23 protein-coding genes are annotated in these 19309 nt (G+C 61.1%); 6 read left to right on the top strand and 17 right to left on the bottom strand.

Annotated elements, in window-relative coordinates:
- Positions 1-4: 4 nt before the first annotated feature.
- The 8 genes from flgG to RB548_RS01410 all read right to left on the bottom strand — a co-directional run bounded on the left by flgG (position 5) and on the right by RB548_RS01410 (position 5632).
- Positions 5-793: a flagellar basal-body rod protein FlgG gene (flgG, locus tag RB548_RS01445; protein ID WP_331373292.1), complete on the bottom strand. Its 789-nt coding sequence runs from the start codon at positions 791-793 to the stop codon at positions 5-7.
- Positions 794-804: 11 nt separating this feature from the next.
- A complete protein-coding gene (locus RB548_RS01440) occupies positions 805-1140 on the bottom strand; it encodes a flagellar hook-basal body complex protein FliE (RefSeq protein WP_331373291.1) in 336 nt (111 codons plus the stop codon).
- Positions 1140-1559: a flagellar basal body rod protein FlgC gene (gene flgC / locus RB548_RS01435; protein WP_173510903.1), complete on the bottom strand. Its 420-nt coding sequence runs from the start codon at positions 1557-1559 to the stop codon at positions 1140-1142. The genes RB548_RS01440 and flgC overlap by 1 nt, the downstream gene beginning before the upstream one ends.
- Positions 1560-1564: 5 nt before the next feature.
- Positions 1565-1945, bottom strand: a complete 381-nt coding sequence (flgB, locus tag RB548_RS01430; RefSeq protein ID WP_136506090.1) for a flagellar basal body rod protein FlgB — start codon at positions 1943-1945, stop codon at positions 1565-1567.
- A 204-nt stretch (positions 1946-2149) separates the two neighbouring features.
- Positions 2150-2647, bottom strand: a complete 498-nt coding sequence (locus RB548_RS01425; protein WP_331375045.1) for a flagellar protein — start codon at positions 2645-2647, stop codon at positions 2150-2152.
- A 56-nt stretch (positions 2648-2703) separates the two neighbouring features.
- Entirely contained in the window at positions 2704-4110 is a 1407-nt protein-coding gene (gene fliI, locus RB548_RS01420; RefSeq protein WP_331373290.1) for a flagellar protein export ATPase FliI, read from the bottom strand.
- A 15-nt stretch (positions 4111-4125) separates the two neighbouring features.
- Positions 4126-4851, bottom strand: coding sequence for a flagellar basal-body rod protein FlgF (flgF, locus tag RB548_RS01415; RefSeq protein WP_331373289.1), 726 nt, complete (start codon positions 4849-4851; stop codon positions 4126-4128).
- Between the two features lies 1 nt (position 4852).
- Positions 4853-5632: a DUF1217 domain-containing protein gene (locus tag RB548_RS01410; protein WP_331373288.1), complete on the bottom strand. Its 780-nt coding sequence runs from the start codon at positions 5630-5632 to the stop codon at positions 4853-4855.
- Between the two features lie 184 nt (positions 5633-5816).
- Between RB548_RS01410 and motA the strand changes: the two genes are divergently transcribed.
- The 6 genes from motA (at position 5817) to RB548_RS01380 (ending at position 11169) form a co-directional block, all read left to right on the top strand.
- On the top strand, positions 5817-6695 hold the full coding sequence (gene motA / locus RB548_RS01405) for a flagellar motor stator protein MotA (RefSeq protein ID WP_180940168.1): 879 nt from the start codon (positions 5817-5819) through the stop codon (positions 6693-6695).
- 1 nt (position 6696) lies between these two features.
- The gene (locus RB548_RS01400; RefSeq protein ID WP_331373287.1) at positions 6697-7644 is read left to right on the top strand and encodes a FliM/FliN family flagellar motor switch protein; all 948 of its coding nucleotides are present in this window, start codon (positions 6697-6699) and stop codon (positions 7642-7644) included.
- Between the two features lie 58 nt (positions 7645-7702).
- Entirely contained in the window at positions 7703-8317 is a 615-nt protein-coding gene (gene fliN, locus RB548_RS01395) for a flagellar motor switch protein FliN (RefSeq protein ID WP_331373286.1), read from the top strand.
- 28 nt (positions 8318-8345) lie between these two features.
- Positions 8346-9377, top strand: a complete 1032-nt coding sequence (fliG, locus tag RB548_RS01390; protein WP_331373285.1) for a flagellar motor switch protein FliG — start codon at positions 8346-8348, stop codon at positions 9375-9377.
- Positions 9378-9640: 263 nt separating this feature from the next.
- Positions 9641-10723: a flagellar biosynthesis protein FlhB gene (flhB, locus tag RB548_RS01385; RefSeq protein ID WP_331373284.1), complete on the top strand. Its 1083-nt coding sequence runs from the start codon at positions 9641-9643 to the stop codon at positions 10721-10723.
- Positions 10723-11169, top strand: a complete 447-nt coding sequence (locus tag RB548_RS01380) for a hypothetical protein (protein WP_331375044.1) — start codon at positions 10723-10725, stop codon at positions 11167-11169. The genes flhB and RB548_RS01380 overlap by 1 nt, the downstream gene beginning before the upstream one ends.
- 28 nt (positions 11170-11197) lie before the next feature.
- Here the strand turns inward: RB548_RS01380 and visR are convergent, their stop codons facing one another.
- From visR to RB548_RS01335, 9 genes are all read right to left on the bottom strand, one after another.
- A complete protein-coding gene (gene visR / locus RB548_RS01375) occupies positions 11198-11941 on the bottom strand; it encodes a transcriptional regulator VisR (RefSeq protein WP_331373283.1) in 744 nt (247 codons plus the stop codon).
- Between the two features lie 13 nt (positions 11942-11954).
- Positions 11955-12692, bottom strand: a complete 738-nt coding sequence (visN, locus tag RB548_RS01370) for a transcriptional regulator VisN (RefSeq protein ID WP_331373282.1) — start codon at positions 12690-12692, stop codon at positions 11955-11957.
- A gap of 854 nt (positions 12693-13546) precedes the next feature.
- Complete coding sequence (gene fliF / locus RB548_RS01365; RefSeq protein ID WP_331373281.1) at positions 13547-15220, bottom strand: flagellar basal-body MS-ring/collar protein FliF; 1674 nt, start codon at positions 15218-15220, stop codon at positions 13547-13549.
- Positions 15221-15479: 259 nt separating this feature from the next.
- The gene (cheT, locus tag RB548_RS01360; RefSeq protein WP_331373280.1) at positions 15480-15872 is read right to left on the bottom strand and encodes a chemotaxis protein CheT; all 393 of its coding nucleotides are present in this window, start codon (positions 15870-15872) and stop codon (positions 15480-15482) included.
- Positions 15873-15940: 68 nt separating this feature from the next.
- Positions 15941-16489, bottom strand: coding sequence for a chemoreceptor glutamine deamidase CheD (gene cheD, locus RB548_RS01355; protein ID WP_331375043.1), 549 nt, complete (start codon positions 16487-16489; stop codon positions 15941-15943).
- Positions 16489-16878, bottom strand: coding sequence for a response regulator (locus RB548_RS01350; protein WP_034851752.1), 390 nt, complete (start codon positions 16876-16878; stop codon positions 16489-16491). Before RB548_RS01350 ends, cheD begins: the two co-directional genes overlap by 1 nt.
- Complete coding sequence (gene cheB / locus RB548_RS01345) at positions 16878-17936, bottom strand: protein-glutamate O-methylesterase CheB (protein ID WP_331373279.1); 1059 nt, start codon at positions 17934-17936, stop codon at positions 16878-16880. Before cheB ends, RB548_RS01350 begins: the two co-directional genes overlap by 1 nt.
- On the bottom strand, positions 17933-18841 hold the full coding sequence (locus RB548_RS01340) for a protein-glutamate O-methyltransferase (protein ID WP_331373278.1): 909 nt from the start codon (positions 18839-18841) through the stop codon (positions 17933-17935). Before RB548_RS01340 ends, cheB begins: the two co-directional genes overlap by 4 nt.
- Positions 18838-19305, bottom strand: coding sequence for a chemotaxis protein CheW (locus tag RB548_RS01335; protein WP_331373277.1), 468 nt, complete (start codon positions 19303-19305; stop codon positions 18838-18840). Before RB548_RS01335 ends, RB548_RS01340 begins: the two co-directional genes overlap by 4 nt.
- Positions 19306-19309 lie beyond the last annotated feature (4 nt).

Below are 19309 nucleotides of genomic sequence, written 5' to 3'. Positions count from 1 at the left end.
CACGTTACCTGAGATTCTTGCTGACCGTCGCCGCCATCTCGTCTGCGGCCTGAATGATCTTGGAATTCATCTCATAGGCGCGCTGGGCGGAGATCAGGTCGGTGATTTCCTTGACCGGATCGACGTTCGAGGCCTCGAGATAGTTCTGCTTGACCTGGGCGAAGCCGGGATCCGCCGGCGTCCCGATGATCGGCTCGCCGGAAGCCGGCGTCTGCTTGAAGAGGTTCTCGCCCTGCGGCTCGAGCCCGGCCTCGTTGACGAAGTTCGCGATCGTCAGCTGGCCGATTTCCTGCAGTTCCGTGTTGTTGCCGATACGCACGAGGACCTGCCCGGAAGAGGTAAAGGTGATTTCGCTCGCATCCTGCGGCACGGTGATGCCGGGAACGACGGTGTAGCCGTCAATCGTGACGAGCTGACCGGTGGCATTGGTGTTGAAAGCACCCGAACGGGTATAGGCGGTCTCTCCGTCCGGCGTCTCGATCTGGAACCAGCCTCGGCCGACGAGCGCCAGATCGTAATCGTTTCCGGTGTTGACGAGGCTGCCCTGGATATGAAGGTTGCGCACAGCCGAGGTCTGGACGCCGAGGCCGATGATCGCGCCTTCCGGGACGATCGCCTGGTTGGCGCGGTTGGGCACGCCCTGGGCGCGCTCGGTCTGATAGAGCAGATCGGAAAACTCGGCACGCGCCCGCTTGTAGCCCGTCGTGTTGATGTTCGCGATGTTGTTCGCGATGACTTCCAGGTTCAGCTGTTGGGCATTCATGCCCGTGGCGGCGATGGAAAGGGCCTTCATGTCTCGTTCCTTCAGATCTGCATGCGCGCGATTTCGAGATAGGCGCTCACAACCTTGTCGCGGATGGCGAGCGCGGTCTGCAGCGACTGTTCCGCATTCATCACCGCGTCGATGACTTCACGGGTATTGGCTTCGCCACGAACGGCCTGGAGCGACGCCCCCTCCGCGGACTTCATCGAACGGATGGTGTCGGTCGTCATGTTGCCGAGGACCTCGGCGAAGCTCTGCGCCTGCGGAATGGAAGCGCCGGCGCTGGGCGTGGTAAGCGAGCTGGAAGCCGTCAGGCTCGCGCGTTCCGTCTCCTTCATGGCCGAAAACGCGCCGACGGACTGGATTGCATCGATCATTATTGCGAAGCCCTCAACAGGTCGATTGTCTGGGAGATAAGATCGCGAGACTGCTTGATGGTCTGCAGGTTGGCCTCATAGGCGCGGTTGGCCTCGCGCATGTCGGCCATTTCGATCAGGACGTTGACGTTCGGCATCTTGACCATGCCCTTTTCGTCGGCCGCCGGATTGCCGGGATCGAACTCGATGTTGAAATTCGAATCATCCGTGCCAAGACGCTGGATCTCGACGAGCGATGCGCCGCTCGCCCGGTCGACCTCCGCCGCAAAGCTGATGGTCTTGCGGCGATAGGGATCGGCGCCGGGCGTGTCGCCGGTCGAGCGGGCGTTGGCGATGTTTTCTGAAACGATGCGCAGGCGGGTCGATTCCGCCTGCAGGCCGGAGGCTGAAACCTTGAGGGCCGAAGTCAAAGGATCCATGATTCTTATTTCCGTACCGTCATGAGCATCATCCGGTGAAAGGCTTTCACGAGCCCGGCATTGAGCTCGTAGTCGCGCTTGATCTCACCGGTTTTCATCATTTCCTGTTCGATCGCGACCGTGTTGCCGGACTGCTGCACCTGCACGTCGTCGATCATGCTGACTTCGGTGACCTGGGCGGCATCCGGGCTTTCGGTGAAATGCGCACGATGCGTCGCCGCCATCTGGATGCCGGTGTTCTGCAGCACGCTTTCAAAGGGCTCGACGTCTTTGGCCCGGTAGTGCGGCGTATTGGCGTTGGCGATGTTACCCGCCACGACGTTCTGACGAACCGTCAGCCATTGGGCCTGGCGCGACGCTAGTTCGAAAAGCTGAATCGGTTCCATCAAAAGCTCCTGCCTGATGGTGACGAACCTAGGCAGGTAATCTTGCGTGGGACTTGTCGGGATCGCGGATTTCTGGCTGCCTCGCAATTCGGCCCTAAAGCGCCGCGGCAGCGCCTCATTTTGAGCACGGAACAGAACCGGAGCTGCCGACGGCTAAAGCAGCGGCGCGCCACCGCTCCTCCGCCGCATACTCCCGACCACCGTCTACTGCTCTTCGTAGATCTCGCCCCTGGAGGTGATCATCACCCAACGACCGTTGCGTTCCTGAAACGTCGCAAGGCGACTGTTGTCCGGGAGGATCGACCCAACGCGAACAATATACAAACCGCTTGCGTCCTCGATCAGAGCGCGGCCGTTGACGACATGCATCAGCCTGAACTCCGACTGTCCCGGCAGCGGCTGATCCATCCCTGCTTCGGGGTCCGGCGGCCCGTGGTCTGGTGCGTCGCCGAGGCCAGGCACAGTCGCCGTTGTCAGACGATCCACGGCGGCGGCCGTGTCGCTGTCCATGTCGGCCATCGCCAGCGGCGAGACCGACGGCACATCGCGGCCCGGGCTTTCCGGCAAATCACGCGTCGTGCCTTGCCACAGGCGAGGCATCGAGAATTCGTCCTGGTGGAGGAAAGCATACCAGGGAAAGAACGTCGCGAACGCCGCCATCGCCAATCCGATGGCAGCCAGGAACTTGTCGAACAGTGGCATCTTTCCCTCGTAACGGTGCTGCCGAACGATCTCGTCTGCGTCGAAGTCGGTCACCCCTACCCCCTCGGTCGCATGCCGCCGGCGGCACCCGGTTGATTCCCCATCGCGGCCGCCTTCAACGCATTGGCAAGATCGGTGAAGGCGTCGAACGCGGCCCGCTCGCCGGGCGTCTGCTTGAGTACCTCATAGATGACCGGCACCTGCTTGATCGCCATGTCGAGATCGGCATCGCCGCCTGGCCGATAACCGCCGATCAGGCGTAGATCGCGCGTTTCCTCGAAGCGATGGATCAACGCCTTCAGGCGCGCCACGAGCTTTTCCTGATCCGGAGTCCACGCCTTCCGCGCCAGGCGCGAAATCGAGGCAAGCGGATTGATCGGCGGATAGCGCCCCTCCTCCGCCAGGCTGCGCTCCAGCACGATATGCCCGTCCAGAATGCCGCGCGTTGAGTCGGCGACCGGATCGTTGTGGTTGTCGCCATCCACGAGGATCGAGATGATCGCCGTGATCGTCCCGGTCCCTTCGACGCCGGGACCGGCACGCTCGAGCAGGCGGGGCAGTTCGGTGAAGACGGAAGCCGGATAACCGCGCGCGATCGGAGGCTCACCCGCCGCCGTCGCCACCTCGCGGATCGCATGGGCAAAGCGCGTCACGCTATCGACGATAAGGAGCACGTTGTCACCCTTGTCGCGATAGTGCTCGGCAATTGTGACGGCGGTCAACGGCGCCATCTTCCTCAGCATCGGGCTTTCGTCGCTGGTGGCGACGACGGCGACCGATTTTGAAAGATTGTCGCCGAGCGTGTCCTCGATGAATTCGCGGACTTCGCGGCCGCGTTCGCCTACCAGCGCGATCACGACCTTGTCGAAGGCATCCGCACGCGCGAGCATCGAAAGCAGCGTCGACTTGCCGACACCGGAGCCGGCAAAGATGCCGAGGCGCTGCCCGAGGCAGAGCGGCGAGAAAATGTCGATGGCACGCACGCCGGTCTTGAAACCATGCTCGACGCGCTTGCGCGTCATGGACGGCGGCGCGGTGTTGGAGATCGAGCGGCGAACGTCGCCTTGCAACAGCGGTCCCAGGCCGTCGATCGGCTCCGCCAGCGCGTTGATCGTGCGGCCGCACCAGTTGTCTGTGGGCGCTATCCGGAAAGCGCCTTTGCGTATGACCGTATCGTGAATGCCGATCGGATCGCCGGGTTCGATCGGGCAGACGACGACCTGCTCCGGTTCGACACGGACGACTTCGCCGAGATGTGTACCCGTCGCGCTCTTGTGCGCGACGAAGTCGCCGAGCCGAACGTGGCGCGAAAGACCGCTAACGGTGTAATGCCCGGGCGCGATCGTCTGCACGTGCCCACCCGGTGCGATCGAAAACTCCGGCTTGGCGTAGCGTTCGACCAGCCCGGCGAGCGCCGCCAGCGATGTCGATGCAGCAAGGGTCTCGGGGCCTTCGCGTTCCATGGTTTCCGTCATTTATCAGCGGGTGCCGCCCAGCGTCTTGATCGCCTCTTCCAGCGATCCCTCGCTGTCGCGCATCAGGGCGGTGATGTTGTCGAAGGCGCGGGTGACCATGATGAGCTGCGACATTTCCTGGATGGCGTTGACGTTCGACTCTTCTAGGAAACCCTGCATCACGCCAACGTCAAAACGGTCTACGACCGGCTCTGGCTGAATTGCCGGCATGACCGCGCTGTTGTCGTAGCGCATGAAGCCGTTGCTGAAGTCCGCCTCGTAGAGGCCGAGCAGAGCGACCTGATTGCCGTTCTGGTGGATGGCGCCATCGGCGCCGACGGTGATCTCGCCTGTTCCGCCGTTCAGCTGGATCGGCGCGCCGCCGGCGTCGAGCACCGGATAGCCCTTGATGGTGACGAGCTCGCCGGTCTCCGTCAGCGTGAATCGGCCGTCGCGGGTCAAAGCCGGCCCGCCGGGCGTGTCGATCGAGAACCAGGCGTCGCCCTTGATTGCAAAGTCGAGCGAGGCGCCGGTGCGTGCAAGCGACCCGGTATTGGTGTTGAGGTATTCCTCGCCTTCCGACACATAGGAAACCTTGGTCGGTTTGGTGTCGCCGAGCATCTGGTTGAATTTCACTTCAGCGCCGCGAAAGCCGACGGTGCCGGAGTTTGCGATGTTGTCGGCAAGCGTGTTCAGGCGCTTTTCGAGCGCCATCTGCGACGAGATCGCCACATAGAGACCAGTCTGCACGTCAGCGTCCCCCGAGTTTCAGGCTGTTGATGGACAGGAGCAGATCGGAGGAAATGCCGTAGCCGCTCGATGAACCGAAAACTGCAAGCGGATCGTAGCTGTCCGTGGAGTTGTTGACTTCCCAAAGGGCGGTGAAGCGGTCGAGAAACGCCGCCAGTTTCTCGGGATCCTGGAAGTCCTTGAGATCGATCGCCGCCTCATAGGCCTCGGCCTGGCGATCCACATCGGTCGCCGAGAACTCCTCGGGCAGTTGCAGAGCTGTTCGCACAACCTGTGCCAGCGCCTCGTCGGCGATGATGGCGTAGCCACTCGTGATCGTCGGTGCCATGCGCGAGAAATAGAGCGCCAGCCGCACGCCGGCATTTTCCTCGCCGGCGTTCTGTTCCAGCGTCTGGCGCGCATATTTGTCGGCAACGCCACTTTGCGCGCGGTCGAATGAGGTCGCCGCCTCGCCGTTGCGGGCGAAGTTCAGGGATTCGACCAGTGCCTTATAACGACCATCCGTCAGCTTGTTGGCAAAGGCGTCGTCGCTGTCGATGCCCTCGGAAAGCACCTTGCGCATGAAGGCCTTCGCATAGGCCATGTCTTCGAGGCCGTGCGCCTTCATCGCGTAGTTGTAGAGCCGGCTATCGGCGAAAAAATCGTCGATGGTTTTGATGCTGCCGATCTTCGCCAGATAATATTCCGTCTCGCGGGCAACGTCCGGCTGCTCGGAAACGCGCTCCAGCGATTTCGTCAGATCGGCGGTGATCAGCTTGTAGCTCGTATAGGTCGTGGTCACGATCGCTTCGCCCTGTCCGGAATAAAGCCGGGCGCCACTTGGCCCGACCTCGCAAATCCTGACCTGACTGGCTTGCGCGAACCTGTTCCGCGCGCGGGTCTCAAGAGGGCTCTACGAACAGCTTCACGCAAGGATGAATCCCTATTCCATCAACGGAAAACCACGATCGCGACAGGTATCGACAATGAACATCATCATCGGGCTTCTTGTGACCTTCGGCTGTATCCTCGGCGGATATCTCGCGATGGGCGGCCACCTGGAAGTGCTGAACCAGCCTTTCGAGCTGATGATCATCGGCGGGGCCGGCATCGGCGGCTTCATCATGGCCAACTCGATGAAGGTCGTGAAAGACACCGGCAAGGCGCTCGGCGAAGCCTTCCGGCACAAGGTGCCGAAGGAGCGCCACTACCTCGATACGCTCGGGGTGCTCTACAGCCTGATGCGCGATCTCAGGACCAAGTCCCGCAACGAGATCGAGAGCCACATCGACAACCCGGAGGAATCCTCGATCTTCCAGTCCGCGCCGACCGTCCTGCAGAACAAGGAACTGACCGCCTTCATCTGTGACTATGTACGACTGATCATCATCGGCAATGCCCGCTCGCACGAGATCGAGGCGCTGATGGACGAGGAGATCCAGACGATCACCCATGACAAGATGAAGTGCTATCACTCCCTGACGATCATGGGCGATGCGCTGCCGGCGATCGGTATCGTTGCAGCGGTTCTCGGTGTCATAAAGGCGATGGGCGCTATCAACGAGGCCCCGGAAGTGCTTGGAGCCAAGATCGCCGCCGCACTCGTCGGAACCCTGCTCGGCGTCTTCCTCTCCTATTCGATCGTCGGCCCGCTCGTCGCAAACATCAAGGCCGTGCGCGAGAAGCAGAACCGCCTCTACGTCATCGTCAAGCAAACGCTGCTTGCCTACATGAACGGCTCGGTTCCGCAGGTCGCGCTCGAATATGGCCGCAAGACCATCTCCGCCTACGAGCGGCCGTCCATCGACGCAGTCGAGCAGGAGATGATGAACCCGGGCGGCGGCAGCGAAAGCAAGGCGGCATAACATGAACCTGAGCTCGGCAACGAACGTCTACGCATTCGACAAGAGGCTGCTTGCGCGCATGATCGGCGCGCTCGGCGACGACAAGACCATCGGCCGCACCGCACTCGAACTCGGCCAGGTCTTCGGCGAATTGCTTCCGGGCATATATAAGGCCGAGACCGGTCACGACATTGCAATCGGCTATGCCGGTTTCAAGACCGGTCTCAGGAACGAGCTGATTGCCGGTCTTGGAGACGGCGTGCTGCTAGCCGACGCTTCGCTGCGCAACTGGTGCCAGGATTTCCAGATCGGTTGCGACAGTCCGGTTCTCATCACCCTCGTCGAAGCCTTGCTCGGCGCCGAGCCCATGAGCATCGGAGAACCGCAGCCCCGGTCGATGTCGCAGATCGAGATCGACGTCGCGGTGCCTGTCTTCGAAAAAATCGCCGATGTGCTGCGCCTAGCGGTGAACGCGCCGGGTGGCTTCGAGCCTGTCGTCGGCCGTCCATACAACAGCGAAGCACGCCCCAAATCCGATCCGGCGATGGTGGACGTTTTCGCGGCCTCCATCGATATGACGATCGGCCTTGGGCCGGTGCTGTCGACCTTTTCGGTGGTTGTTCCCCAAAGCGTTCTCCTCAAGACACAGATCGTCCCGTTCAGGGGTGCCGGCCAGGCTGATACGGGCAAGCCGGAATGGGCGGAACAGCTCGAGGAACAGGTTCGTCGCTCCGCCGTGACGCTCGAGGCACGCATCCGGTTGGAAAGCCTGACGCTTGATACGATCAGCCGTCTGCAACCGGGAGATGTGATCCCGTTTCATGACGGCCAGGACGTTCGCGTGGACGTAAACGCCAACGGACGCGAGCTCTATGTCTGCGAGTTCGGACGGTCCGGCGCGAAATACACGGTCCGAGTCAAGGATACGCACGGCTCCGAACAGGACATTCTTCGCCACATCATGAGTTAACAGCCCGCCCTCTCTCGGCAGAATGCCTGAGGCAAGCTTCAACTGGAATAATTCGCACATGGCACCCAAGAAAGCAGCACCCATCCAAGAACAGGCCGCATTCGCCGTCGAAGACACGGAGCTCGACCAGGCGATCGACGACCTGCGCGGCGTTCTCAAGAAGGATGGCGAGCAGGCGGCGGATTTTGGCGCCGACTTCACCTCCACCGGCGCGCTGGACTTGGCAACAGAATTCGGCGGCGACTTTGGTGGCACGGCCGATGGCTCGAGCGCATTCGGTGGCGACTTCGGGGCGGACAGTTTCGGCGGCGACTTCGCCGATGCGGGAGTGACCGGCGCCTTCGACGCCGGTGGCAGTTTCGGCGGCGGCTTCGATGCCCCCGAGCCGGCAATCGAATCCGCGCCGGGCAGCGGCATGACGGCCAATCTCGATCTGATCATGGACATCCCGATCGATGTCCAGATCGTACTCGGTACCAGCCGGATGCAGGTTTCCGGGCTCATGGGCCTGGCCGAGGGCGCGACGATCGCGCTCGACCGCAAGATCGGGGAACCGGTCGAAATCATGGTCAATGGCCGGGTGATCGGTCGTGGCGAAATTACCGTGCTCGAGGGCGACGTGACACGTTTCGGCGTCAAGCTCATCGAGATTAAGGGCAGCAAGAGCGCATAGGCCCAATGAGTGGGCGAGGGATAAATCCATGATGGATTTCGAAAGTTTCGGGGCACAGACGCCGGCACATCCGCTGAGCCAGACAGACAAGGCGGCCGCCGTATTGCTTGCCATGGGCAAGTCCGTGGCCGGGAAGCTCTTGAAGTTCTTCACCCAGAGCGAGCTCCAGGCGATCATCGCCGCGGCGCAATCACTCCGCGCCATCCCTCCCCACGAACTCGAAGCGCTCGTCAATGAGTTCGAGGACCTCTTCACCGAAGGTGCTGGCCTGATGGACAATGCCCGGGCGATCGAAAGCATTCTCGAAGAAGGGCTGACCCCCGACGAGGTCGATGGCCTGCTCGGCCGCCGCGCCACCTTCCAGACCTACGAAGCAAATATCTGGGATCGTCTGCAGGAGTGCGATCCGATCCTCGTTGCCCAGTCGCTCGCCAAGGAACACCCGCAGACGATTGCGTACGTCCTGTCGATGATGCCTTCGAGCTTCGGCGCCAAGGTGCTGTTACAGCTTTCTGAAACACAACGGCCCGATATCCTCAACCGTGCCGTCAACATTAAGAACGTGAGCCCGAAGGCGGCCGCCATCATCGAGGCGCGCGTGATGGAAATGATCGACGAGATGGAAGCCGAGCGCAACTCGCCCGGACCGGCCAAGATCGCCGAGGTCATGAACGAACTCGAAAAGGGACAGGTGGACACGCTGCTCGCCTCGCTCGAGACGATCAACACCGACTCGGCCAAGAAGGTCCGGCCGAAGATTTTCCTCTTCGACGACATTCTCTTCATGCCGCAGAGAAGCCGCGTTCAGCTGTTCAACGATGTCTCCACCGATATCATCACGATGGCACTTCGCGGCTCGGCGCCGGAACTGCGCGAATCGGTTCTCGCGTCGATCGGCGCCCGCCAGCGCCGCATGATCGAATCGGATCTGGCTGTCGGCGACGCAGGTATCAACCCCCGCGACATCGCGATCGCCAGACGGTCGATCACGCAGGAGGCGATCCGCCTCGCCGCCAGCGGACAGCTGGAGCTCAAGGACAAGGAAGCGGAGGCCGCCTGAGGCCTGCCGCGACTCCATAATTCCTGTTGACTCGGCCCTGCCGGCGTCGCCAGACCCTTGCGCGTCAGAGCTTCCCGGTTCACGACAGCTCAAGAGCATCGCCGCAGGCTTGCTACTGCATGTTTTCTTAAATCGTAGCCGATCTAAGAACAAAGCATGCAGCAGTTCAAAGCGCTACAGCGTCCTTTGCGCGTCCGATAAGACGCGCGCCGCTGTAGGTCGGGTGACGTTCGATCGGGAAATCGCCGGGAGCTTCCTGTTTCATGTCGGAAGATCAGGACAAAGACAGCAAGACCGAGGCGCCATCGGAGAAGAAGCTCTCCGATGCCGCCGACAAGGGTAATGTCCCATTTTCCCGCGAGGTGACGGTATTCGCCTCGACGCTCGCGATTTACATCTTCGTCGTCTTCTTTCTGTCGGATGGTGCGGCCAGCGTCGCCGAGGCTCTCAAGGACATTTTCGAGCAGCCGGAAGCCTGGCGGCTGGACACTTCGACCGACGTCGTCGCGCTGATCTCGCACATCGTCCTGAAATCGGGGGCGCTGCTCGTGCCGATCTTCGTGCTGCTCATCATCTTCGGCGTCGGATCGTCTATCTTCCAGAATCTCCCCCGCCCGGTCCTCGACCGCATTCAACCGAAGATGAACCGCATATCGCCTGCAGTCGGCTTCAAGCGCATCTACGGCGTGCAGGGACTGGTCGAATTCGGCAAATCCTTGTTCAAGATCGTCGTCGTTTCGACCATAGTGGTCCTCGTTTTGTGGAACGACTATTTCGCCACGCTCGACCTGATGTTCTCCGATCCGGTGACGATTTTCACGGCAATGACGTCCGACCTCAAGCAGATCATGATCGTGGTCCTGCTGGCGACGGCCGTGCTTGCAATCGTCGACCTCTTCTGGACGCGGCATCACTGGTACACGGAGCTCATGATGACGAAGCAGGAGGTAAAGGAGGAACTGAAGCAGTCCCAGGGCGATCCGATCGTCAAGTCGCGGTTGCGCTCGATCCAGCGCGACCGGGCGCGCAAGCGCATGATTTCCTCGGTGCCGCGCGCCACACTGGTGATCGCCAACCCGACCCACTATGCCGTCGCGCTGCGTTACGTCCGCGAAGAGAACGATGCGCCGGTCGTGGTGGCCATGGGCCAGGACCTGGTTGCGCTCAAAATCCGCGAGCTTGCCGAAAAAAACGGCATTCCGGTCTTCGAGGATCCGCCGCTCGCACGCTCCATGTTTGCACAAGTCTCGGCGGATAGTGTGATTCCACCGGTGTTTTACAAGGCAGTCGCGGAACTCATTCACCGGGTTTATGCAGCTCAGCCGCAACAAAAACGGGTGACGTGATCTCGATGAAAAAGTGCGAATTCTCCGAAAAACGCGAACAGATAGTGGCGGAAGCAATCCGCCCGGTGGCGACGGAACTGCGTCTGATCGACGCTGCGGACTTCATCGCGCTCTTACGGTTCGAGTCCCATGCGAGCCTCGCCGACCTCGTGGAGTCTGCCGCCGAGCTCTACTTCCTCCCCGGCACGGTGAATTTCGGTCTCGGCGGCAACTACAATCTGGATTGGGACAGCAACCCCGAGATCGTCCTCGACCTCGAACTGAAGCCGCGTGGCGTTACGATCTATGCGCGGCTGACCCTCGGCAATGACACCGCTGGGGTCGAGATCAGCCATATAAGCTTTCAGCACCCCTCCACGGATGCAGACGAAAACACCGCCTTCCTCGCGAAAAGCCTGGAAGAGGCGAAATTCGTCAAATCCTACGCGCTTCCGCTCGCGAGCTAGAATTGAGGAGCCACCGCGTCCGAAGGCGTCAGCTGATGTAACCGAGGCGTATCGCCTTGGCGATCGCCTGGATGCGGTTGACGGAATCGAGCTTCGTCGTTGCCGCCCCGAGATAGGCGTTCACCGTGTGCACGGAAAGACCCATCTTCTCGGCGATTTCCTCGCTGATGTGCCCGTCGCCGGCCATCTGCAGGCAGGCGATCTCCCGGTCGCTGAGCGCTTCCGCCTGAAACAGCCGCCTTTCGTCTGCCGCAAGCATATCCGTCATGATGTGGCAGCTCTGCGCATGCAGATCGACGACCTGCTCGCTGGACGCATCGATATAGCTGCCGGTAAAGACGACATAGCCGTTGCCCTGGGCGCCGAGCCGGACGGGAAAGGCGATCCCCGAACAGGCAAGCTTTCGCCCTGGCAGCCGCTGCACGAACGGGCGGAAATCGGCGGCTTCGGCGGCGTGATGCTCACCCAGACCATCCCACAGGACCGGCAGCAGAGATCGATCGAGATGTGCGAGCAGCTCCTCGCCATAAACACCAATGAGTTCGCGGGCGTTTGCCTCGCACGCAGTGCCCCAATTGTGAAGGGCGCAGGTTAGTTTGCGCGCCGCAGCTGTGCCCCTGCCGTTAACGCGCAGAACAGCGAAATTCCTAGCGTTGATCAGCCGCTGCATCGCCTGCAGCCGTGTCACCAGCGTCGCCGCACGAGCAGCTCGACCATTCCTGGCCAGTCGGCCATCGTCGTCGGGGCGACTGCCTGTGACAAAATGAACCATCGGTGCCTCCCCCCTAAACCAGATTGTTGCGAACGGCGTGGGCGATCGCTTCCGACCTCGTTCGCGTTGCAGTCTTTCGCATCACGCTGGTGATGTAGTTATTGATGGTGTTGCGGGATATTCCGAGAATGACGGCGATCTCCTCGCTCGTCTTGCCTTCGGCAATCCAGAACAGGCATTCGATTTCACGCTCGGTCAATTCGCATTCGCGCTCTTGCCGCGCATCGACGCTGGTCTTGAGGCTTGCGACATAGGCGGCAAGCAGCGCAATATCGCGCAGGCCCACCTGCGACAGGATCACGTCCGCGGGGAACAGGAGCATGAGCGAGAACCGCGTTCGTCCGACGTTGAAAGCAACGGCGCAATATTCCCGGCTCACTCCGCGCGTCAGGTCTATGTCATCCGGCATAGTGTGAAAGCACGGCTGCAGAACCGCGAGGCACTTCTCCAGCTCGGTCGTCTTGGCGTTCAGGCCCATGACGATTCCCGCCAGCCGTCGCACGACATCAAACGGCCAATCGGAGCAGACGACGCTATCAAGCCCGCCGTCCTGGGACAGTTCGTGGCGCGCAAGCAGATAGTGGGTCGCACCAACATAATCCGTCAGCGCCGCAAGTGCGTTTGCAACCCCCCCGCGCTCGGCGGTTTCAGCGAGCCGCTGGATCAGTTGTTCCTTTGAAATTTCGCGACCGCTTCGATGCGGCGCGGCCGTCTGCAAAGGCCAGACGGCCCCTGCCTGCGAAATGTCCATAACCTCAGCCCCCGTGCCGAACTCGACGCCCTGAACATGCGCTTGCTATCGCCGCCGACAGCCCGGCCGGAACCGATATTCACCGCCATCCGCAAATCAGGACGCGAATCAGTTCCTAAACAGTACATCGCGTCCGCGGAAAAACCACTGGCTCCGCCCGCCCGTTTACTTCGGCAATGACCGATGAAATCATTTGCAATTGCTTGGTTCGCGACCAATCAAGCAGGATCCGGACCGAAAGGTCCTGTTGAACATACCGCATTGATATTCAATATTTTTATACGCAATTTCGGCTCCTCGGAACACGACCAAGGCGCCTCTGAACCGGCGCGTGAGCGCGATTTCTGCGGCGCTCAAACCTGTTTTTTCGCCCAAACGCTCCCAACGAAATAAAAGCGAAATTTACTTTACCGCAACGCCTGTTGCCGAAATGCATCAATTTCGACGCAGTCTGCGCGGAGACGATTCATGAATAGAAATCCCTCATTCTTCCATTTTATTTGGAATATCCCAAACTATATTTGCCGAAAACTCAGCATTGGACATAGAGATGATCAGTAGATGCACCGTCAGTCTGGGCATCGATCGCGGCTCCGAATCTACAAAGGTTGCTTTATTGTTAATTTTCATCCCGGACCTCGTGGCCGAGACTCCGAGGGCGGCAGCGGATTCTTGATGTCGATTCCCGATCCGGTCGCCAATACACGCCGGGCTCAGCCAATATTTCGACAAGAGCCACAATTCGCATTCGTGGCCCTGGGTTCGTCACGCAGGCCGAACTGATCCGGCCGCACAAAAAATCCCGCCACTCGGGCGGGACTTTTCTGAAAAGTGTCTGCCTTGCCGAATGTCGGTCAGGCGGCGCGGTCGAGGGCCCATTTGCGCAGGATCTTCGCGGCGCGCTCCTCGCTGATCTCCACCATGCGCGAGAGCCGCCGTTCCGGTCCTTCCTTGACGCGCCGGTTGAAGTTGCCCTCCTCGCCGATGTTGAGCAGGTCGTCGGTGCTGTCGAAACCGAAGTCCGAGCCGAAGCCTTCCATGAGCGCACCTCCGGAACCGGCACCGACCGGCGAGAAGTCGGGCAGTTCGAGGCCGGCCGCCTCGCTTTCCAGCTGGCCTGCCTTGCCGCCGAAACCCATCTGGCGGGCGAGCGGCCGCATGCCCATCCAGACAACCAGGAAGGCGACCGCGACGAAGGCAAGCGAGTTGATGATGCCGCCGAGATTGCGCGTCAGCATTTCCATCACGCCCGGGCCGGATACCGGCTGGTCCAACAGTTGCGTCTCGACGAAATCCATCGCGTTCAGGGTGACGACGTCACCGCGGTTGGCGTCGACGCCCGCGGCCGACGAGACGATCTTCTGCATCTCCTGCAGATAGGCGTCGATCTTCGCCTGATCAGCCGGCTCTCCCACCATCGCCGCGAGACGACCGCGGTTGACGACGACGGCGATCGACAGCCGCTCGATCGAATAGCTGTTCTTGACGGTGGCGATCGTCTTGCTGTTGATCTCGTAGTTGGTCTGCTCTTCCTTCTTTGCCGCCTCGTCGCTGGACTGCGGACCGGCGCCGCCGCGCGGTGCGGCCTGGGGCACGTTCTGCTGCACGGTTGCGGCATTGTCCGGCTGTTGCTGGCTGGACTTCTGCTCTTCCTTGGTCACGCGGGTCGAGCGCTCGACACGCGACTCGGGGTCGAAGACGGTTTCCTGGATCTGCTGTGCATCGGTGTTGAGCGTCGCCGTCACGCTCGTGCGGAAATTGTCCATGCCGAGGAACGGGGCGAGCGCATTATCGATCTTCTTTTCAAGATCTGTCTGGACATTTTGGACGACGCCGAGCGACTGATTGAGTGCGCTGTTCGCCGGGTCATCGCCGGAGGCGAGAAGCTGTCCGGTCGAATCCAGTATGGTAACGTCGTCGACATCAAGTCCCGGCACGGAGGATGCCACGAGATGGCGGATCGAGGCTGCGGCATTGCGGCCCACCGTTGCGCTCGCGCGAATCATCACCGACGCCGTCGGCGTCTGGTCGGCCTTGCGGAAGCTTCCGCGCTCCGGCATCACAATGTGCACGCGTGCGGCGGCGATGCCAGAAATTTGCTGGATGGTGCGGGCAATTTCGCCTTCAAGCGCACGAACGCGCGTGACCTCCTGCATGAAGGAGGTGAGGCCCAGGGAGCCGACATTGTCGAAGAGTTCGTAACCGGCATTGGCGCTGCTCGGCAGACCGCGTTCGGCAAGCAACAGCCGGGCCTTACCGGTCATGCCGACTGGAACCTGGATGCTACCGCCATCGGACCCGACGTCGAAATCGATGTTCGCCTCGGCGAGCGCAATGCTGATCTGGGTCACATCGCTGCGCTCTAGGCCGACATAGAGCGTTTCATAAGAAGGTCTGTTGACGTAGATGCCGGCGGCAAGGACGAAGCCGACCGCAACGATACCGGCCACGGCGAGCGCGATCAGTTTGCTTTGCCCCAGACTGCCGAGGTTTTTCGTGAACGTCGAGAATTGATCGAACAGATTCATTCTGTTTCCGCACCCAGTATCGCAGGACGGCCAGCCGGTCATCCGGCTTGCGCCATGCGCAGATCCAACATTCGGGTTCGCTGGGTATCGGCTTGCGCTTCAGCCGATGTCCAATACGCGCGAATCTACCAGCCCCGGATGCGAAGCTAGGCGGCGAAACTTGCGCGAACTTGGTCAGATCGCGTTGCGTTGGCTAAAACAATCTCGGGGCCACTGCGGACGTTTCTCAGGCATGTGGCGAGAACCGTCGACGGTGGGGTCAGAATGCCTCGAAGTCACCGGAGGCTTTCGTCAAAGGCTGCGAGTGACCATGGCGCAGCATGCCATTTCCCAACGCCTTCCTCATATCGGCAAGCTTGATCAGGTTGACCGCAGTCGTAACGTCGACAAGCCAGGTGTCGGGGATGGATCCCGTGATCGTATCGATAAACTCGGCCAGCCCACGCGTCTTCTGCACGGCCAGATCAAGGCCCTGAAGCACCATCATCTGCTCGGACTCGTCGGCCGCGGCCACGCCGCGATTGCCGTAGAGCTGCGGCTCGATGCGTTCGATGAGATAGGCCACGTCATGGAGCTCTGTGACGATGCGCATCAGCACACCGGGCAAGGATTCTTCGGCGTGAGGCGTATGGCTCTGATAGTCGATCTGCATGGTCTGTTCTCACGTCGTCTGCGAATTCTGAAGTGCGTTTTCCCTGGCGGGCCTATGGGCGAGCACGATCAGAAGAATTCGATCGAGCTTTCCACCGGCTTTGGCGCGGGTACAGGTCGCTGGTCCATCTGCATCGCCCGTTGCGCTTCCACCCCGGTCAAAGCGTATTGGCGGGCACGCCCGGAGGATGGCCAATATTCCAGCTTGCGGCCGTGCTCCCCTCCTGTGCTCTCGCCGACGATGCGGATCCCCTCGTCCAGCAGGAACTGGCGCGCAAAGGCGGCATTCTGCTCACCGACATTGGAGAACCTTGCGATCGTCTTGGCGCCACCGAAAATCTTCGCTTCCAGGCGGTCGCGACGTGCTCCCTGCTTCAACAGGCCGTTGATCAGGAGTTCCATCAGGTGCACGCCATAGCGCGTGGCATCGCCGCCGGAGCTTGTCGCGGAGCCGGGCAACAGGAAATGATTCATGCCGCCGACACCGATCGCGGGGTCGCGCAGACAGGCGGCGACGCAGGAACCGAGAATGGTCGAAAGAACGATATCCGGATCGTTGACGACCTTGAACTCGCCCTGGATGACGTGAACGCGCCTGCCGGCAGCAGCCGCGGCCATCATTTCAGTGCCCCGAACACGGCCTCGATTGCTGCCTTCATCTTTTCGATCGTGAACGGCTTGGCGAGAACATTGTTGGCACCGAGGGCAGCTGCCTTCTGCACCAGCGCGCGATCGCCCTGTGCGGTCAGGATGATGAAGGCCGCCTTCTTCGTCGTCGGGTTCGACCGAACGGCCTGCAACAGCCCCAGACCGTCCATCTTCGGCATGTTGAAATCCGAGATAACCAGATGGTGCGGGTTCTGGGCCATGATCTTCATGCCCTGCTCCCCGTCGCCGGCTGCAGTGATCTGCTTGAAACCGAGCTGCTGCAGGGCGTCGCCGAGGAGCAGGCGGCTGGTGACCTGATCGTCGACGATCAGAACTTTTATTTTTTCGGCGATGGACATTATTCGCTTCCTTCTTTTCGGGCTGCTGCGGTCTTCAGGATCTCCTCCCCGATCGATCCGAGGGGGAGCTGCGTTTCGACAGCACCCAATTCATAGGCAACTCTCGGCATGCCGTAGACGACACAAGTCTTTTCATTTTGTCCGAAGGTGCGCGCTCCGGCATGTCGCATCCTGAGGAGACCGGATGCGCCATCGCGGCCCATTCCAGTCAGGATGACACCGATCGAATTGCGGCCTGCAAGCTCGGCGACCGAATCGAACAGAACGTCGACCGAGGGGCGATGACCGTTGACAGGGGCGCGTTCGACCAGCCGGCAGCAAGGCGCGGCGGCATTGGCCACCTGAAGATGGCGTTCGCCGCCCGGCGCCAGGTAGATCTTGCCGATCTCGAGGCGGGCGCCATCGGTCGCCTCCTGCACGGTCGGCGCGCAAAGGCGATTGAGCCGCTCCGCGAAGCTCCTAGTGAAGGTGTGCGGCATATGCTGCGTGATCACCGTCGGCGGGCAATTGGCCGGAAACTTCTGCAACACGGAGATCAGCGCTTCGACACCGCCGGTCGACGCTCCGATGGCGATGATCTTGCGGCCGGCCCTGTATTCGGAAGCGGCATTCGCGCTTGCGGCGGCTGGTGCTGCGGCCTTGTTGCCGGTGATGATGAGCTTGCGCTGTGACCGGGCGGCCGCCTTCACCTTGTCGACCAGATCGCCGAAGGGATGCGGGTCGCCGGGATGCGGCTTACCTACACAGTCGAAGGCACCGATCTCGAGCGCGGCGATCGACGCTTCGGCGCCCTTGTGGGTCAAGGTCGAGACCATGATGACCGGCATGGGCCTGAGCCGCATGATCTTGTCGAGAAACTCGAGGCCGTTCATGTTCGGCATCTCGATGTCGAGGGTGACGACGTCGGGATCAAGCTGCTTGATCGCCTGGCGGGCCTCGATCGCATCGGCCGCTTGACCGACGACCGTGACCTCCGGATCCGCATTGAGCACGGCAGTGATCAGACCGCGCATGGTGGCCGAGTCATCGACGACGAGAACGCGTGCGGGAACACTCATGCCCGAACTCCATGAAACTTGCCGGTATGGCGGTAGGTGGTGATGCCGATATTGTCGAAGTTCGACTTGGCGTCTCCCGACACGCGCTCCGAATGGCCGATATAAAGATGTCCGTTCGTGTTCAGCACGCCGGCAAAGCGCGACCAGATCTTCATCTGCGTCGGCTCATCGAAATAGATCACCACGTTGCGGCAGAAGATCACATCGAAGGGTCCCTTTACCGGCCATTGTGCCATCAGGTTGAGTTCGTTGAAGGTGATCAGCCGCTTGACGCGATCGTCGATCTGCCATTTGACGCGGCCGCCGACATTGACCTCACTGAACCACTGCTTGCGCATGGCGGGGTTAACCGTCTCGAGCGCCGTCGCGTCGTAGGCACCGGCCCGGGCGAGTGCCAGGATCTTCGGATCGATGTCCGTCGCGAGAATGCGGAAATCATAGTCCGCCGCGTTCGGCAGCAGCGACAGAACCGTGAGCGCGATCGAATAGGGCTCCTGACCATCCGAGCACGCAGCCGACCAGATGCGAACGCGCCCACCATTCTTGGCGCGGGCGATGAGGTCGGGCAACACGTCCGTCTTCAGGTGTTCGAAGTGGTGGTTCTCGCGGAAGAAGCGGGTGAAGTTCGTGGTCAGGTGCGAGAGCATGTCGCGCCGCGCCGCTGCGCCCGCCGGCGAGGCGACGAGCTGGCAATAGTCGCGAAAACCCTTCAGGCCCAGATTGCGGATGTGCTTCGACAGCCGCGAATAGACGAGCGACGCCTTGGATTCGTTGAGATAGATGCCGGCATCGGCGTAAATCATCGCAGCAATTTCGCTAAGATCGCGCCGCGTCAGCGGATACTCGCCGCTTGCAAGGCATTCGTCCGGCGACAGTTTCTGTTCGAGAATCGCGTGCGCTCTCATGCAGCCTCCCTTTCTTCCTGGGGGAAGACCGCCTCGAGTTCGACCAGGCAGATCATCCGGCCTTCGATCGCCAACACGCCTCGGGCAAAGCTCTTCTCGAATTCGGACGAAATGTCCGGCGTCGGCTGGATCTCCTCGTCCCTGACGGTCAGGATATCGGATACGGCGTCAACCAGAAGCCCGACCATCTGGCTCTTCACCTGGGCGACGATGATCACATGCCGAACGGTCGGTTCCGCGGGCTTCATGCCGAGACGCGCCGACAGATCGACGATCGGCAACACTGCGCCGCGCAGATTGATCACGCCGAGCACATAGGATGGCGCATGCGGCATCCGAGTAGCCCGCGTCCAGCCGCGAATTTCGCGGACCGCCATAATGTTCACGCAGAATTCCTGATCTCCGACGCGGAAAGCGATGAGCTCCCGTCCGCCAGTCGTCAGATTTTTTGCGGCATAGGTCATGACT

Origin of the sequence: Sinorhizobium chiapasense (assembly GCF_036488675.1) — a bacterium.
GTDB classification, from domain to species: Bacteria; Pseudomonadota; Alphaproteobacteria; order Rhizobiales; family Rhizobiaceae; genus Sinorhizobium; species Sinorhizobium chiapasense.
The sequence above is the reverse complement of the archived record's forward strand: the minus strand, read 5'-3'. Positions and strand labels throughout refer to the sequence as shown.

What these genes read in the sequence shown, in the direction of transcription:
- RB548_RS01350 (WP_034851752.1), bottom strand. Translation starts at nt 16,878, where the DNA reads ATGTCCATCGCCGAAAAAATAAAAGTTCTGATCGTCGACGATCAGGTC.
- flgB (WP_136506090.1), bottom strand. Translation starts at nt 1,945, where the DNA reads ATGGAACCGATTCAGCTTTTCGAACTAGCGTCGCGCCAGGCCCAATGG.
- fliN (WP_331373286.1), top strand. Translation starts at nt 7,703, where the DNA reads ATGGCACCCAAGAAAGCAGCACCCATCCAAGAACAGGCCGCATTCGCC.
- cheT (WP_331373280.1), bottom strand. Translation starts at nt 15,872, where the DNA reads ATGCAGATCGACTATCAGAGCCATACGCCTCACGCCGAAGAATCCTTG.
- motA (WP_180940168.1), top strand. Translation starts at nt 5,817, where the DNA reads ATGAACATCATCATCGGGCTTCTTGTGACCTTCGGCTGTATCCTCGGC.
- fliF (WP_331373281.1), bottom strand. Translation starts at nt 15,220, where the DNA reads ATGAATCTGTTCGATCAATTCTCGACGTTCACGAAAAACCTCGGCAGT.
- RB548_RS01425 (WP_331375045.1), bottom strand. Translation starts at nt 2,647, where the DNA reads ATGCCACTGTTCGACAAGTTCCTGGCTGCCATCGGATTGGCGATGGCG.
- flgC (WP_173510903.1), bottom strand. Translation starts at nt 1,559, where the DNA reads ATGGATCCTTTGACTTCGGCCCTCAAGGTTTCAGCCTCCGGCCTGCAG.
- RB548_RS01340 (WP_331373278.1), bottom strand. Translation starts at nt 18,841, where the DNA reads ATGAGAGCGCACGCGATTCTCGAACAGAAACTGTCGCCGGACGAATGC.
- flhB (WP_331373284.1), top strand. Translation starts at nt 9,641, where the DNA reads ATGTCGGAAGATCAGGACAAAGACAGCAAGACCGAGGCGCCATCGGAG.
- visR (WP_331373283.1), bottom strand. Translation starts at nt 11,941, where the DNA reads ATGGTTCATTTTGTCACAGGCAGTCGCCCCGACGACGATGGCCGACTG.
- flgG (WP_331373292.1), bottom strand. Translation starts at nt 793, where the DNA reads ATGAAGGCCCTTTCCATCGCCGCCACGGGCATGAATGCCCAACAGCTG.
- cheD (WP_331375043.1), bottom strand. Translation starts at nt 16,489, where the DNA reads ATGGCCGCGGCTGCTGCCGGCAGGCGCGTTCACGTCATCCAGGGCGAG.
- fliI (WP_331373290.1), bottom strand. Translation starts at nt 4,110, where the DNA reads ATGGAACGCGAAGGCCCCGAGACCCTTGCTGCATCGACATCGCTGGCG.
- RB548_RS01335 (WP_331373277.1), bottom strand. Translation starts at nt 19,305, where the DNA reads ATGACCTATGCCGCAAAAAATCTGACGACTGGCGGACGGGAGCTCATC.
- fliG (WP_331373285.1), top strand. Translation starts at nt 8,346, where the DNA reads ATGATGGATTTCGAAAGTTTCGGGGCACAGACGCCGGCACATCCGCTG.
- RB548_RS01440 (WP_331373291.1), bottom strand. Translation starts at nt 1,140, where the DNA reads ATGATCGATGCAATCCAGTCCGTCGGCGCGTTTTCGGCCATGAAGGAG.
- cheB (WP_331373279.1), bottom strand. Translation starts at nt 17,936, where the DNA reads ATGAGTGTTCCCGCACGCGTTCTCGTCGTCGATGACTCGGCCACCATG.
- RB548_RS01400 (WP_331373287.1), top strand. Translation starts at nt 6,697, where the DNA reads ATGAACCTGAGCTCGGCAACGAACGTCTACGCATTCGACAAGAGGCTG.
- visN (WP_331373282.1), bottom strand. Translation starts at nt 12,692, where the DNA reads ATGGACATTTCGCAGGCAGGGGCCGTCTGGCCTTTGCAGACGGCCGCG.